At 39.6% G+C, this 16,942-nt stretch carries 10 protein-coding genes; 5 read left to right on the top strand and 5 right to left on the bottom strand.

Going from position 1 to position 16,942, the window contains the following annotated elements:
- The first annotated feature begins 20 nt into the window (after nucleotides 1–20).
- Nucleotides 21–473, top strand: a complete 453-nt coding sequence (locus HMPREF0766_RS03005; RefSeq protein ID WP_002993588.1) for an NUDIX domain-containing protein — start codon at nucleotides 21–23, stop codon at nucleotides 471–473.
- 467 nt (nucleotides 474–940) lie between these two features.
- On the opposite strand, the gene rlmH is transcribed toward HMPREF0766_RS03005, so the two are convergent.
- On the bottom strand, nucleotides 941–1,414 hold the full coding sequence (gene rlmH, locus HMPREF0766_RS03000; RefSeq protein ID WP_002993586.1) for a 23S rRNA (pseudouridine(1915)-N(3))-methyltransferase RlmH: 474 nt from the start codon (nucleotides 1,412–1,414) through the stop codon (nucleotides 941–943).
- 183 nt (nucleotides 1,415–1,597) lie between these two features.
- On the opposite strand from rlmH, the gene HMPREF0766_RS02995 reads away from it, so the two are divergent.
- Complete coding sequence (locus tag HMPREF0766_RS02995; RefSeq protein WP_002993584.1) at nucleotides 1,598–2,494, top strand: DUF3078 domain-containing protein; 897 nt, start codon at nucleotides 1,598–1,600, stop codon at nucleotides 2,492–2,494.
- A gap of 67 nt (nucleotides 2,495–2,561) precedes the next feature.
- On the opposite strand, the gene HMPREF0766_RS02990 is transcribed toward HMPREF0766_RS02995, so the two are convergent.
- The 4 genes from HMPREF0766_RS02990 to HMPREF0766_RS02975 all read right to left on the bottom strand — a co-directional run bounded on the left by HMPREF0766_RS02990 (nucleotide 2,562) and on the right by HMPREF0766_RS02975 (nucleotide 7,852).
- The gene (locus tag HMPREF0766_RS02990) at nucleotides 2,562–3,197 is read right to left on the bottom strand and encodes a YceI family protein (RefSeq protein WP_002993582.1); all 636 of its coding nucleotides are present in this window, start codon (nucleotides 3,195–3,197) and stop codon (nucleotides 2,562–2,564) included.
- 104 nt (nucleotides 3,198–3,301) lie between these two features.
- Complete coding sequence (gene murA, locus HMPREF0766_RS02985; protein ID WP_002993581.1) at nucleotides 3,302–4,627, bottom strand: UDP-N-acetylglucosamine 1-carboxyvinyltransferase; 1,326 nt, start codon at nucleotides 4,625–4,627, stop codon at nucleotides 3,302–3,304.
- Nucleotides 4,628–4,717: 90 nt separating this feature from the next.
- Entirely contained in the window at nucleotides 4,718–5,509 is a 792-nt protein-coding gene (locus HMPREF0766_RS02980; RefSeq protein WP_002993579.1) for a DUF4290 domain-containing protein, read from the bottom strand.
- A gap of 66 nt (nucleotides 5,510–5,575) precedes the next feature.
- A complete protein-coding gene (locus HMPREF0766_RS02975) occupies nucleotides 5,576–7,852 on the bottom strand; it encodes an ATP-dependent helicase (protein ID WP_002993577.1) in 2,277 nt (758 codons plus the stop codon).
- A 413-nt stretch (nucleotides 7,853–8,265) separates the two neighbouring features.
- Here HMPREF0766_RS02975 and HMPREF0766_RS02970 point away from each other — a divergent pair, with 413 nt between their 5' ends.
- The 3 genes from HMPREF0766_RS02970 (at nucleotide 8,266) to HMPREF0766_RS02960 (ending at nucleotide 16,922) form a co-directional block, all read left to right on the top strand.
- A complete protein-coding gene (locus HMPREF0766_RS02970; protein WP_002993575.1) occupies nucleotides 8,266–13,563 on the top strand; it encodes a translocation/assembly module TamB domain-containing protein in 5,298 nt (1,765 codons plus the stop codon).
- Entirely contained in the window at nucleotides 13,526–15,862 is a 2,337-nt protein-coding gene (gene tamL, locus HMPREF0766_RS02965) for a translocation and assembly module lipoprotein TamL (protein WP_002993574.1), read from the top strand. Before HMPREF0766_RS02970 ends, tamL begins: the two co-directional genes overlap by 38 nt.
- Nucleotides 15,863–15,983: 121 nt before the next feature.
- The gene (locus tag HMPREF0766_RS02960; protein WP_002993573.1) at nucleotides 15,984–16,922 is read left to right on the top strand and encodes a malate dehydrogenase; all 939 of its coding nucleotides are present in this window, start codon (nucleotides 15,984–15,986) and stop codon (nucleotides 16,920–16,922) included.
- Nucleotides 16,923–16,942: the final 20 nt, after the last annotated feature.

The raw sequence follows: 16,942 nt of genomic DNA, 5'->3' as shown, positions 1-16,942 counted from the left end.
ATCCTAACAAACAGAATAACATGTATCCTTTTAATGTGCGCGTGTACGGAATACTTATCAATGAACATGATGAAGTATTGATCAGTGATGAAAAAACTGAAAGTGTGTCTTTCACCAAATTTCCGGGAGGAGGATTAGAGTATGGAGAAGGACTGATAGACGCACTCAAAAGAGAATATGAGGAAGAGTGCGGACTCTCTGTAGATGTTGTAAAGCATATTTATACAACAGATTTTTGGGAGAAATCCAGTTTTAATGATAGTCAGATTATTAGTATCTATTATCTGGTTAAGGCTAATCAGCCACTTAACGTCAGTATAAAGGAAAAAGTTTTTGATTTTGATAAAGATGAGGCCGGAGAAAAGCTTCAGGCTTTCAGACTGGTACCTGTGAATCAGGTAAAATTATCTGAACTTACATTCAAAACTGATCAGGTAGCATGGCAAGAATACCTCAAAAGCCGGATTTTTTAATAAATAAAAGATTCAGATAATTTAATACTGCATATATTTGATTATATGTTAACACACAAAAATACACAAATATTTAAAAATCAAATCCTTAAATGTACAAGCACAAAATAAAATACACACATTAAATAATACTATGGACTCTTTTTACAATTATAATTTGATTTTGAATAAAAATCAGTATTTTTGGTATAGAAAATTCCTAGTCCTATAGGTTTTTTAATAGTTAGTGTGATTTTAAGGCGATACTCCCCGTATCGCCTTATCTATTTTTAATTCACTTTATCCCTATTTGAATATAAAGTATAAAGCAATTACTAACGCCATCCCTATAGCAATCATGATCTTTGCTCTTTTACCTTCGTTATACGCTGAATCACTTTTAAAGTGATAATCTCTTTTTTGCATTCTCATATTTCCTCCTTTATTATTTAGATGCAAATTCACTACAATTTACACAATTTTTATGACTATTCATGATGATAGGGTTCTCCTTTCAAAATGGAAAAAGCACGATATACCTGCTCTACAAAAAATAACCGGATCATCTGATGAGAGAAAGTCATCTTGGACAGCGATAACTTCTGTACCGACCGGTCGTAAATGGTCTGATCAAACCCATATGGTCCTCCAATCACAAAAACCAGGTGCTGGGTACTGTTGAGCATATTCTTTTCGAGATAACGGGAAAAATCCACAGATCGGTATTCCTTTCCATACTCATCCAGTAGTACGACAGTATCCTGCGGACTGATATGTTTCAGAATCAGAGCAGCTTCCTTTTCCTTTTGTTGTGCCTGACTCATATTCTTACTGTTTTTGAGATCCGGGATAATCACTATTCCAAAAGTAATATAATGCTTCAACCGGCTTGTATACTTCTCAATACCCTCATTCAGATATTTTTCATCTGTCTTACCAACGCAGATCAATGTAATTTTCATCCGTATTTAATTTTCTTTAAAAGGAGATGTAAAAAATTCATCTCAGCAGGAGATTTCAATAAAATATTCACTGTACTTCCTCTTGCCAAAGATACACAGCGCAGCGTTTTTTTCATTACATAAAAGTGAATCAAATCACTATCTTTATTCTTAATTAAGTTATTAAGAAATTAATCTTGCAATATGAAGAAATTAAAACTTACAATCATGCTGCTTTTGTCAGCTTTCTCCATCGCAACTTATGCACAACAGGAAGGTGCAGATTCAACCAGATTATGGACGATTAAAGGAGAAAACACTTTTCTGATTAATCAGAGTTCCTTCTCAAATTGGGCTGCAGGTGGTGTCAATTCTTTTGCAGGAAACCTGATCTTTAATTACGACTTCAACTACAAAAAAGACAGATGGAGTTGGGACAACAAAGTATTAGCTGCTTACGGACAGACTTTTCAGAAAGAAACAGACTGGAGAAAGAATGATGACCGTTTTGCGATCAGCAGTTTATTAGGTTATCAGGCAAAGGAAAGGTGGCTTTATACTTTCTTTATGAATTTCAACACACAGTTTGCCAAAGGGTATAAGTATGACAGCAACAATGCCAGGACATTATTATCAACAGCCTTTGCTCCCGCTTATCTGAGTTTTGGTCCCGGTATGGCTTATAAGGAGTCTGACAATTTCAAAATAAACATCTCTCCTGCAGCAGCACGTTTCGTATTTGTGACTAATGATTCCCTCTCGAATATAGGTGCCTTCGGTGTAGATCCGGGCAAAAAATCTCGTTTTGAATTTGGTGCTTCTCTGGATGCATATTACAAAAAGGAGATCATGGAAAATATAACCTTTGAAAATATTCTTAAGCTCTATTCCAATTATCTGGAAGACCCGCAGAATGTAGATGTCGATTACACGGCAAATCTCGTGATGAAAGTGAACAAATGGATCACAGTCAATGCAGGTGTACAACTGATATACGATGACAATACCCTTATTCCAAAAGATAACGGAGCTCCGGGGTCAGAAAGACCGGCTTTACAGGTTAAACAAATCCTGGGTGCAGGTATAACCTACAAATTTTAGAATGATCTCTAAAAAAGTATAGCCCGAATGTTTTTCATTCGGGCTATACTCCTATTATCAGTTTGACTTATTTCTTGTTCGCAACGATATCGATTTTGAAATTGATTTGTTTCGAAATCAAATCATCTTCTTTACCCGCATAGTTCACTCCCCAATCAGCACGCTCGATATTGAAATCTGCATGCGTTTTGATTACGCTGTCGGTTGATTCCAATACTTTTGTATCAAATGAAATACTCTTTGTGATACCTTTGATAGTCAGATTACCGGTTACTTTTACATCAGATGCAGTAGCTCCCGCCTCTACTTTTGAAATCACAAAAGTCGCTTCAGGAAATTGCGCTGCATCAAAGAAATCAGCTGCTTTCAAATGTCCGTCCAATTTATCTTTATACTCTCCTTCCAGATCTGTAGAACTGATAGAGTTCATATCCAGTGTAAATGTACCACCAACAAGGGTATTGTTATCAATCTGAATAGAACCTGATTTAACAACTACAGTACCTGTATGCTGACCTGTTACTTTTGTACCTGTCCATACCACTTTAGACTGCGCAGTATCTACTGTAAAAGAATTACCTGAAACTGTATTTTCAACAATAGCTGTAGAGTCAGAAGTTTCAGCTTTTTTACCTTCAGGGTTACCTGCACATGAAGATAATACCAAAGCCGCAAAGGCAGAGAATAAAATAATCTTTTTCATAATGAAATAAAAATTGTATGTTTAAACATTAATTTGAGACAAAGATATTTATTTTATCCTTTATTGTAACAATTTGCAAGAGAAAAGACATTAATCAGACAATTCTAATGACCCGCAGGAGTTTCATCAATACGACGAATATCTGCTCCTAAAGCTTTTAAACGTTCTTCAATATGCTGATATCCTCTTTCAATCTGTTCGATATTATAGATTTTGGATTTGCCCTGAGCAGAAAGCGCCGCTATCAATAAAGACACACCTGCCCGAATATCCGGAGATGTCATCTCGATTCCTCTTAATTTAAATGCTTTATCCAATCCGATCACAGTAGCCCGGTGCGGATCACATAAAATAATCTGGGCGCCCATATCGATCAGTTTATCTACAAAAAACAGACGGCTTTCAAACATTTTCTGATGGATCAGCACATTTCCTTTTGCCTGTATAGCAGTTACAAGCACAATACTCAACAAATCCGGTGTAAATCCCGGCCATGGAGCATCAGATACGGTAAGAATAGAACCATCGATAAACGTTTCAATTTCATAATGTTCCTGAGCAGGAATAAAAATATCATCCCCTCTGAGCTCCATCTTAATTCCCAGACGGCTGAAGATAGTAGGAATAATACCTAACTCCGGGTAGCACACATCTTTAATCGTAATTTCAGAACCTGTCATTGCAGCCAGTCCGATAAAAGATCCGATCTCGATCATATCCGGCAACATTTTATGACTTGTTCCCCCAAGACGTTCTACACCTTCTATAGTCAACAGATTAGAACCTATACCCGAGATATTAGCCCCCATTCTGTTCAACATCTTACACAATTGTTGCAGATAAGGCTCACATGCAGCATTATAAATTGTGGTCGTACCTTTAGCCAGTACAGCAGCCATTACAATATTAGCCGTACCTGTTACTGAAGCCTCATCCAGTAAGATATATGTTCCTCTTAATTCGCTGGCATCAACATTAAAAAAATTGTTGTCTGCATCGTACACAAATTTGGCTCCTAATTTTTCGAATCCAAGAAAGTGGGTATCCAGACGACGTCTGCCGATTTTATCACCTCCCGGTTTAGGGATAGCAGCTTTACCGAATCTGGCAAGTAAAGGGCCCACGATCATAATAGATCCGCGAAGACCTCCCCCTTTTACTTTAAATTCTTCCGACTGGAAATAATCAATATTAATGTCTTTCGCTTCAAAGACATAGGTATCCTGATCTACACGATTCACCTTTACACCCAATGCCTGTAACAGCTCAATCAGCTTATTGACATCTTTAATATCAGGCACATTAGCTATTGTCATTGGTTCTTCTGTCAATAGAACCGCAGAAATAATCTGCAATGCTTCATTTTTTGCGCCCTGAGGAATAATCTCACCTTTTAATGGCTTCCCACCATGTATTTCAAATGCGTTCATGTATACCCTAACTATTATATTTCAAAAAAAAAGCAATTGGAATATGATTGACATTTCAATTGCTCTGTACCATTTATCCAATTTAAAAGATTATCCTCTCTTATAATTATTTGAATGGTTGTTATTATTATTATTGTTATTATTATGGTAGCTCTTTTTAGGGCCGCCGCTATTATTGTTGTTATTGTTTCTTTTTACAAAACCACCCGGTTTCTTGTTGTTATTGTTATTCGATTTCTGCTGATAGCTTCCTTTATTATTATTGTTGTTATTGTTGCTACCACCGGAAGAAGGAGTCTGACTTTTTACACGGCTTCCCGGAGGAGGTGTTTTGAAATCAAGTTTGGTAAGAACGGTTCCTTCAGGTAAGAAAAGTTCACCTTTAGACAGTTCCTTCAGATCCTGTAAAATCTGCTCATCCGATACAGAGTCTTTATTCCATGTCAGATATGCCATTTTCATAAAATTAGCAATCGACAGGATCATCTGATTCCTTTTGGTTTCATCTGTGATCAATCTGGCCTTACTTACCATTGTTTCTACAGTATGACCATAGTGCTTGAAACGGATATTATGCTGAGGGTACCCCAACATCTCAGGCTGATGTTTTACATTTTCTCTGCTCTGAATAGGATATGGAGAATCGACATCAATTTTAAAATCAGAGATAATCTGCAGGTGATCCCAAAGCTTGTGTTTGAAATCGGCCACATCACGTAAATGCGGATTAAGAACCCCCATCATATCGATAACGACCTGAGCATGACGGTTACGTTCTTCTTTTGTTGGTAGTGAACTGATATAATCTACCATATTCTGCACATTACGACCATATTCGGCTAGAATAAGTTTTGGTCTTGTGCTGTTATAATCAAAATTCATAAATTGTGGATGATGACGCTTTAATAACGTAAGATATGCGCCGTTATTTTGTAAATATAATAAATGCTATTGTACAATCCTAAGTTTGGCAAATTTAAGCAACAATTGCTTTTGTCCCAACTCTTTAAAGAAAATAGTTGCTTTAAGGTCCGGTTTACTGCCTTCCAGATTGATAACCTTACCAAATCCAAATCTTTCATGTTCTACTTCCATCCCTACCTGAAGTCCGCTGGTATCAGACGGAGCAAAGCCTTCCGTAGGTGTATGCGCTTTCGGTAATATAGAAGTCGTCTTCACTACTTTTGGTTTTGGTTTGGAGAAGGCATCCTGATCTTTCTGCTGCCAGGTCATGCGCTCTCTCTGAAAACCATCGCCTGCTGATGAAGGCATACCTCTTGGTTTAAAGTCAAGATCAAGACAGGCCGGATTCAATTCGTCCAGAAACCTGCTTGGTTCACAATTATTCAATGACCCCCATCTGTATCGGGAGGTTGCGTATGATAAATGCAGCTTTTTCTCCGCACGCGTTACTGCTACGTAGAATAATCGTCTTTCCTCTTCCAGTTCAGACCTGGAGTTTAGAGACAGCTGTGAAGGAAACAGATTTTCTTCCAGTCCGACTATAAAGACAATCGGAAATTCCAATCCTTTTGAAGAGTGAATCGTCATCAGGGATACGGTATCCGCGTTCGGATTCTTATCGTTATCGTCGTTGGTGAGAAGAGCAATATCCTGCATAAACACATCCAGCCCACGATCTTCTATATCCTCTCTCTCCGAAAACTCCTTGATACCATTTAAGAGCTCCTGAATATTTTCGTATCTGCTGAGTCCTTCTACTGATTTATCTTCATACAGATCCTTCAGTACTCCTGAATGTTGAGCAATGTGCATCGCTGTATCAAATGCCGAATGGTTATTGGCCATCGCCTGAAAACTCTGCACCATCGTAGCAAAACCACTCACCGAGCCGGCACTTCTTCCATCCAGAAACATTTGCGCATTGGCGACAACATCCCACAACCTGATCTGCTGCTGATCAGCGGCGATCATAATGCGTTCGATAGTTGTATCCCCGATTCCACGACGCGGATAGTTAATAACGCGCTTCAGCGCTTCCTCATCATTCGGATTGAACGTCAATCTGAAGTAAGCAATCAGATCCTTTATCTCCTTACGTTGATAAAAAGAGGTTCCCCCGTATATCTTATAAGGAATATTGATCTTACGAAGCGCCTCCTCCATCGATCGGGACTGTGCATTCGTGCGATACAGAATCGCAAAATCTTTAAAGTTTAATCCCTTAAGGGCTTTTTCCTGAGCAATAATATCGGCTACAATCTTTCCTTCTTCATTATCGGAGAAGGCTCTGTTAACCTTTATCTTTTCACCATCCTCATTGTCCGAAAATACGTTCTTCTCCAGTTGATTCTTGTTGTTCGCAATAATACTGTTGGCGGCATTCACGATCATCTTGGTCGAACGGTAGTTTTGCTCAAGTTTGAACACCTTTACATCCGGATAATCTTTCTGGAAATTCAGGATATTTTGGATATTCGCACCGCGAAAGGCATAGATACTCTGTGCATCATCCCCTACAACACAAATATTTTCGTTCACCGCAGCCAGACGCTTGACAATCAGATACTGGGAAAAGTTAGTATCCTGATACTCATCCACCATCAGATATTTAAACTGGTGCTGATACTTGTGTAAGACATCCGGATGCTTATTCAGAAGCACATTGGTCTTGAATAACAAATCGTCAAAGTCCATCGCTCCGGCACGATAACAGCGCTGTGCATAGGTCATATAGATCTGTCCCATCTGTCCCCTGCCATTTGAATGATCTTCCGCTTTGATAGCTTCATTCTTATTATATTCCTGCGGAGAAATCAAGTTATTTTTCGCCTGTGAAATACGACCATATACGTGGTTGACATTATACAGCTTATCATCCAGATTCATCTCCTTGAGGATAGAACGGAGCAAACTTTTGGTATCGTCTGTATCGTAGATCGTAAAATTGCGCGGATAACCAATCAATTCGGCTTCCACACGTAATATCCGGGCAAAAACCGAGTGAAAAGTACCCATCCAGATATTCTTAGCTTCTCCTCCTACGACCTTCATGATACGCTCCCGCATCTCTTTTGCAGCCTTATTGGTAAAAGTCAACACTAATATATTAAAGGGATCCACACCTTTACGTATAAGGTGTGCCACACGATAGGTGATCACACGTGTTTTACCCGATCCGGCTCCGGCGACAATCATTACTGGTCCTTCTGTCTGTTCAACAGCCGCACGTTGGGTCGGATTTAATCCTGCTAGATAATCCAAAATAATCTGTAATTTTTGTAGTTAGAAAAATAGTCTGTAAAAATACGAAAACTATCTGAAAACAGCGGCACTCTTTTTGAATATGAAGAAAACTATCATAGTATTAAATATCAAAAAGTTTTGGAATAAGGAGTAGAAAAATGACCTTAATTATGTTTTTTATTCGGATATCTGTTTTACTTAATAAATACTTGTCAATTGTGCTTAATAAGAATCAGTATTTAAAGCCAATAAACACGTTTTCATTGACAAAAAATAAATCCTTAACAGGCAAAAATACAATTAATTACTACTGTTATATTATCTTTGCCCTCAAGGCATATAATATGAAAATCATTTTTTTCGTAAACATATCCGGTCTTTTTACGTTGTTTAATAAAACTTTTGACGCTTATATATAGATTTTTCAAATTTTGAATAAATTAGGACGCATTGCATTAAAGACATTCTTATGGATTGTCGGCTCTATTATAGCCTTACTTTTACTTATTGTTTTTCTGATCCGGCTCCCTGCAGTTCAAAACTTTGTGGTGGGCAAAGTGACGAATTATGTCGAAGGCAAAATCGGCACACCTGTACGTATAGGGTATATTAAAATAGGATTTCCTAAGGATCTGGTGCTGGAAAATGTCTATTTAGCGGATCAGTCTAAAGATACGCTGGTATCTGCAGAAGAGCTCAAAGTAGATATCGACATGTTCAAATTACTCAAAAACACTGTTGAAATTCAGGAAATATCTTTAAAAGGAGCTACCGCAAAAATAAGCCGCAGCCTGCCAGACAGCGCATTTAATTTTGACTATATTGTAAAAGCATTTTCTTCAGAAAAGGAAAGTACAGCCACAGCAGACACCACATCGGCTATGGTATTTAATATTGAAAAGGTAAATTTTGATAAAATAAGGTTTATTTACAAAGATGATGTCATCGGCACAAGAGCTGAAATCAATCTCAGTCACTTCGACACCCGAATCAAGACTTTTGACCTGACCAAAAATATGACTTTTGATATGCCGGTCGTCAATATTGACGGACTGACAGCCATTGTGAATCAATGGTCGCCGATGACCGATACCAATCGCCCTAAGGCCGAAGATTTCGGGATAACAGATCCTTCTGTGAAAGAAACCTCTCTCCTACCAAATGTAGGCATCAAAACCGCCAATCTAAAAAATATTGATGTACGCTACAGTGATTCATCATCCGCAATGGACACCCGGTTTAATATCAATGACCTTGTAGCCAGCATACATGAAATAGACCTTAATAAGGAAATTGTCACCTTAGATAATATAAAACTGGATGGTTCGGATTCAAAAGTTTTGTTTGGAAAGATCAACAAAAAGCCAGAAGTAAAAACGACAAGAGACTCTACTGCTGCTACTTCTTCGAATAACTGGATTGTATCTGCAAATGAAATTGTCATCAACAAGACCAATTTCCTGTTTAAAGATGATAATCAGGCCCGTATTAAAGGTTTCGATTACGGCAATATAAAAATCCAGGGGCTGTCCGGAGATCTTAAAGATCTGTTCTACTCTGCAGATTCTCTGTCCGGATCATTAGCTATGCTAAAAGCTAAAGATCATTCCGGATTTGAGATTAAACAACTTTCCGGTGATTTTATATACACCAATACTGGTGCGATAATCAAAAATCTGTACGCAGAAACACCCAATACCTTATTAAGAGATTATATTAAAGTCTCCTACCCTTCTCTGGATATCATCAGTACACAGCCTGAGAAACTAACATTAGAAGCGAATATCCGCAAAAGTCGTGTAGGTATGAAAGATATCCGCTATTTTGCTCCTTTCCTGGATACCATGCAAGTCATGAAACCACTGATGACCAAAACCTTCTTTATAGACGGGCGTGTCAAAGGCCGGATGAATGACCTGCAGATCCCAACACTGGAATTCAAAACACTCAACCGCACGCATATTATTGCCAGCGCCAATATTACCGGTTTGCCTGACCCGGAAAAAATGAACATTGATCTGCGCCTGAAAAAATTAACTACAGGACGCCGTGATCTGGAGCAACTGATTGCAAAATCTATGCTTCCGGACAGTATACAATTGCCCAATTCGATCGGACTGACAGGTACATTCAAAGGAGGAATGAAAGGGTTTGATGCAGATCTGAAACTGAAGACCGAGCAGGGAAATGCCTCGTTTGACGGTAAACTCAATATGGCAGGACGCGACACCTCCTATGATGCACGGGTACGTATCGAGGATTTCAACCTCGGACATCTGTTAAAGATGGATTCCACACTGGGTATACTTGCCTTTGATGCTGATGTGAAAGGACATGGCCTCAATCCCAAAACCATGCAGGCCGATGTAAAAGGAAAACTCCTGCGCCTGGATGCTATGGGATACCGTTATCAGAATATTGACCTTGATTTACTTGCCAACAAAGGAGATATCGGCGCAACGATCAGCAGCAGCGATCCGAATCTGGATCTTCATATGAATGCTAATGCAGATATGCGCGGAAAATATCCCAAGGTAAATATGGAAATGATGATCGATAGCATCAATTTCAAAAACCTCAAACTCATGACAGACGATCTGCGCTATCATGGTAAGATCGTTGCTGATTTTGAAACTGCAGACCTTAATTTCTTAAACGGCCGTATTGACATTGTCAATTCGTCTATCGCCTACAACAATGATCGTTTTGTACTGGATAGTGTCTCTATGATCGCTAAAGCAGACACCAGCCGCAATATGCTGACCCTGCAATCTGAATTCCTGAAAGCTCACCTTGTGGGTAAATATAAGCTTACCGAACTGGGAAGTGCTATGCAGGATATTCTGCGGGTATATTATCAGCCGAATGCCAACCCTGCAAAAATACCTCCGTATTCACCTCAAAATTTTGAGTTTAGTGCGCAACTGAACAATTCGCGATTTATTCGTGACTTCTTTCCTGATCTGGAGGAACTAAGACCCGTAACACTGGATGGTACATTTGATAGTCAGACCAAATCTATCCTGGCAAAACTCGTTGCGCCAAAAGTCATCTACGGAGGAACAAAAATTGAAAATGTTTCACTCGATATCAATACTGTAGACAGCACGATGTACTATTCTACACTTATCAATAAAATTGCGATCAGTAATGTTGAATTGATTAATACCGTATTGAGTGGAAAGGTAATAAAGAACAACCTGGACTTTGGTCTCTGGATAAAAGATAAACAGGAGAAAGAACAATACTATCTCGGAGCGCAAATGAAAGTCAATGATGATAATTATATCCTCAGTTTGCTCGAAAATGGTCTGATGCTGAACTACGAAACGTGGAACATCAACCAGAATAACAGCCTTTCCTTTGGTAAAGCCGGTATCCGGGCGCAGGATTTTATTCTGACCAATAAAGGTCAGGAACTGAAGATTGTTTCTCAGGATTCATCTCTGAACTCTCCGATCAACTTAAGTTTCAACAATTTCAGAATCGAAACATTCTCTCAAATGCTGGAATCTGAAGCGCTGAATCTGGGTGGAGGAATAAACGGAAGTGCCACCATATCCCGTCTGGAAAGTAAGCCTGTTTTTGTTTCTGATCTGACAATAGATAAATTCTATTTCGGGAAAGATACAGTCGGAAATATTGCCATTAAGGTCAATAACGAAAAAGAGAACACTTATGCAGCGGATGTGAGCATCACAGAAAATGGCAATAATGTACGTCTTCTTGGAGAATATATAAGTCCTCCGGATGGCAAGTCCACTTTTCAGGCAACATTAGACCTCAAACCACTAAAAATGAAAACGGTCGAGGCTTTCAGTCTGGGCTATCTTCAAAATACAGAAGGGAACCTCGAAGGAACACTCAATATCAGCGGCACTACAGCCAATCCGAGTATAAATGGTGATCTGGTATTCCAGGATGCACGGCTGAATATCACCATGCTTAATGCCGACTTTTATATGGACGATCAGACCATTTCATTCAATGATCAGGGTCTTGCATTCAAAGAGTTCAACATTAAGGATAAAAGAGGAAATACAGCCAGAATCAACGGTTCGATCCTTACAAAAGATTATACAGACTTTGATTTTAATCTCAATCTGAATACAAATGATTTTACGGTGGTCAACTCTACACGCGAGGATAACGATCTGTTCTACGGTAAACTATTTGTAACCTCCAATCTGCGCATCAGAGGGGATATGCACAAACCTGTAGTAGACGGTAATATCAAAGCAAATGACAAAACCGATTTCGTATTTATCGTTCCTAACGATAATCCGGGAATGGTACAGCGGGATGGTGTAGTCGAATTTGTAAATAAAAGTGATACTTCAGCAGCCAATGTATTTGCAAAGCTCGATTCCATGACCACTACATCACATCTCTCAGGAATAGATCTTACCCTGAATCTGCAAACAGATAAAGAGGCTAAATTCAAGATCATCATGGATGAAGGTTCCAAAGATGCGCTGAATATACAGGGAACAGCCGAATTGAATATGGGAATTGATGCCAGTGAGAAAATCACGATGTCAGGTACATTCACCGTAGAAAAAGGAGATTATTCCTTCAGCTTCGGACCACTCAGTAAAGAGTTTGCTTTTGAAAAAGGCAGTACCATTACCTGGAACGGGGATCCGCTGGATGCACAACTGGCCATTACAGCTCTTTATACAAATAAATTTCCGACACTGGAACTTGTACAGAATCAGATCGGTACCGAAAGCGCCAACTTATACAAACAACGGATTCCATTTGCTGTAAAACTGTTACTGACCGGTGAGTTGTTCAAACCGAACATTAACTTTGACATTGATCTCGATGAGAAGAATGCTATTGTTTCGCAGGATGTGGTAAGTAAGGTCAACATTGCACTCACGGCTCTTCGTGAAGATCAGTCTGAATTGAATAAGCAGGTCTTCTCCCTAATTATACTAGGTCGCTTTATGGCCTCAAATCCATTTGAAAGTCTGTCCGGAGGTGGCGGCGTAGAGGGTACTGCCCGTAATACCATGAGTTCCTTCCTGAGCGGGCAGTTAAATGCGCTGGCTTCCGACCTGATAAAAGGTGTAGAACTTGATTTTGGTCTGGAATCTTCACAAGATTATCTGACCGGATCCGGCAATACGCGTACTGACCTCAATATCGGTGTATCTAAAATGCTGTTTGACGATCGTCTGAAAATTACAATCGGTTCTAACTTTGAGGTCGAAGGAAGTTCCAGACCGGGTGAACAAGCCAACAATATTGCCGGTGATATTTCTTTGGATTATCAGCTTTCACAGGACGGAAGATATTTTGCACGTGTATACCGCAAAAATCAGTATCAGGCAACGCTGCAGGGACAATTTGTAGAGACAGGGATTGGTTTCATTATCAATATGGACTATAATAAGTTCAGGGAGATATTTATGAATACCAAGCAACTGGAGAATTATTATGACACGGAAAGTAAAGGATTCAGAAGAAGATTTGATGTAGAGCGTATGGATAAGGATTCGGTTTACAGGGATAGCGTAAGAGCAGTAATACGGGATAGTCTGATGCAGAACAGTCCCGAGTACCGTAAACGTCAGGAGAAAAAACTCCAGGAACAGCAACAGCTTAAGAAAGATTCACTGGACAAATCCGGTAAAAATGATACAAACCACAAAAAGACAGATACTTTAAAATCAGCTATTCGTAATGAAGAAGAGGAAAGGAGACAAAATGCAAAAGGGTAAACTGCAGGCGCTGGGATTTATTACTGTTCTGCTGCTGCTCTCTTCAGCATGTAGCACGAAAAAGCATTTGCCGGAAGGAGAATCATTATACGATAATGGCGAAGTAGTCATCAATTCGGATACCATCCCTGCTGACAAAAAGAAGCTGCTATCTGAACATCTGGAAGGACTTCTGATGCCTAAGCCTAACAAAAAACTCTTAGGCTTACGGATTAAAAGCGGACTATATTATATGGGAGGCGGAGATTCTGTCACCAATAATATTGTACGCAAATGGATCAAAGGTCTGGGTGCAAAACCTGTTTTTCTGAGCGATGTAAACCGGGAATATAATGAAAATCTGGTCCGGAATAAACTGGAGAATATAGGCTTCTTCAATGCAGAAGTGACGTCGGACACCACCATTAACAACAAAGAAGCTACAGTAACCTATACAGCAACTCCCAATCTGATCTACAGGATCAAGTCTGTAAAATTTGATATAGACAGCACCTCCCAGATTGGTAAAGATATTCTGGAATCGAAAGACAGATCACTTCTCGTCGTAGGCCAGAATTACAGTCTGGATGTTATTCTTAATGAGCGTGACCGTATAGACAACGAACTTAAAAATAAGGGATATTACTATTTCAATCCCGAAAACCTTCTTGTTCAGGTAGACAGCAGCATCGGAAATCATAAGGTAGATATGTATGTGGTGTTGAAAAAAGAAACACCTGAACAGGCTAAACACCCTCAAAAGATAGGCAACATCTACATTTATCCCAATTACCAGCTTTCTAACAGCGGATATCAGTTGTCTAACCCCCGAAATGCTGAACTCTTCAGAGACAATTATTATATCATCGACCGAAAGAATACCTTTCGTAAACCCGTTATTGCGAATCACATCTTCTTTAAACGCGGGGACACGTATAACCGTCACAATCACAACCTGACGATCAACCATCTGGTCAATCTCAACAGTTTCAAATTTGTGAAGAACAACTTTGTAGACTCCAAAGATTCGACGAATACACTAGATGTGTATTATTACCTGACACCGCTTCCGAAAAAGTCGCTTCGACTGGAATTACTGGGAAAAATGGCATCCGTATATAACGGTTCCGAACTAAACGTAACCTGGAGCATGCGTAATGCCTTCAGAGGAGCTGAACAATTATCGCTGAATGTATTCGGTGGATATGAAACACAGACCGGCGGAAGCGTCAATCTGAATTCCAGTTACTACCGCTACGGAGCCGAACTGACCTATTCATTGCCCCGCCTGCTGACCCCGTTTAAATGGTCAGGAACACGCAAGTACATTCCTAAAACATATTTCAAAACAGGATTTGAATTTCTTAACAGAAAAGCAGCTTACCAGCTCAATTCCATCAAATTTGACTATGGATATGCATGGAAGGAAACTGATGAGAAACAACATGATCTGAGCGTACTGGAGGTCATATATGTACAACCACGAAATGTATCTGACGATTATCGCGCGCAGATGGATACCGTGCCTTCACTGAGACATATTATAGATCCGCAATTTTCATTCGGCCCCAACTATAACTATACCTACACCAATACCATGAATACGGCCTTGAAAAATACATTCTATTTCAAAGGAGGAGTAGATTTGTCGGGTAATATTCTGGGATTGATTCAGGGAGCCAATTATGCAGAAGGCAAGCGCCACAAGATATTCAATGCGTACTATGCTCAATATATCAAGCTACAGGCGGATGCCAGACATTACTTTAAATTGTCTGAAACCTCGCAGATCGCTTCCCGTGTTGCGATCGGATATAGTTATTCCTATGGCAACTCCAATTCCCTGCCCTACCTCAAACAGTATTTTGTAGGAGGTCCCAACAGCTTAAGAGCATTCAGAGCAAGAGCTATCGGCCCGGGTAGTTCCGCGCCGCAGAATGTAGGACAAAACAACTTTTTTGCAGATCAGACGGGTGATTTAAAGTTAGAATTAAACACAGAGTACAGAGCTAAATTAGCCAGTATTGTCCATTGGGCAGCGTTTATTGATGCCGGAAATGTGTGGTTACAAAATGAAGATCCGGACAAGCCGGGAGGTAAGTTTTCAAAAGACTTTATCAGTGAACTGGCGGTAGGTGCAGGTGCAGGTCTGCGCTTTGACTTTACCTTCCTGATCTTGCGTACGGATTTTGCAATTCCCTTGCGGGTACCCTATTTACCAAAAGGAGACAGATGGGTATTCAAGGATATAGATTTTGGAAGCAAAACCTGGAGAAGTAACAATCTGGTATTCAATCTGGCTATCGGATATCCATTTTAATACCGTATCCGGAGAACTCTTTTTTCCGGATTTTATTTTTTATAATCTAGAGGATTTCGTTATTTATTCAGTATATTTACCATATACCGAATAAGTGTAAAACAAGTTAAATTCAAGGTTTATGAAAGTAACAGTAGTTGGTGCAGGAGCTGTTGGTGCAACCACAGCAGACAATCTGGTCAGAAGAAGTGTAGCAGAAGAAATCATCCTTCTGGACATAAAAGAAGGTTTTGCAGAAGGTAAAGCTCAGGACATCTCGCAGACTGCAGCTCTTCTGGGTTTTGATGCAAAAATAAAAGGTGTCACTAACGATTATGCGCAGACGGCAGGTTCTGCGGTAGCTGTTATTACTTCGGGTATACCCCGTAAACCTGGAATGACGCGTGAAGAACTCATCGGAACCAATGCAAACATTGTAAAATCTGTTGTAGAAAATCTGGTAAAACATTCTCCGGACATTATCATTGTTATTGTTTCCAATCCCATGGATACCATGACTTATCTGGCTCTTAAATCCAGTGGACTTCCTAAAAACCGTATTATCGGAATGGGCGGAACATTAGATTCAGCCCGCTTTAAATATCAGTTAAGCGAGAAGCTAAATGCCTCTCCCGCAGACCTGAATGCTATTGTAATAGGCGGACACGGTGACACAACCATGATCCCGTTGATTCAACATGCCACGTGGAACAGTATCCCCGTATCTACCTTTTTAACCAAAGAAGAACAGGACGATATTGTACAAAAAACAATGGTCGGCGGTGCTACTCTGACAGCTTTGATTGGTACATCTGCCTGGTATGCTCCGGGAGCGGCATCTGCTGCTGTAGTAGAAAGTATCGTTCGGGATCAAAATAAACTTTTCACAGCTTCTGTCTACCTTGAAGGAGAATTCGGACAGGAAGATATCAATCTGGGTGTTCCGGTAATTATCAACAAAAATGGCTGGGATCGCATCGTTCCTTTGGAACTTTCGGATGAAGAATCGCAAAAGTTTAATGCAAGTGCTGAAGCTGTGCGCAATATGAACAATGTGCTGAAAGAGATTAATGCGCTATAATATTTTTTTCGATTATCCCA

Origin of the sequence: Sphingobacterium spiritivorum ATCC 33861, assembly GCF_000143765.1 — a bacterium.
Lineage (GTDB): Bacteria > Bacteroidota > Bacteroidia > Sphingobacteriales > Sphingobacteriaceae > Sphingobacterium > Sphingobacterium spiritivorum.
The sequence above is the reverse complement of the archived record's forward strand: the minus strand, read 5'-3'. Positions and strand labels throughout refer to the sequence as shown.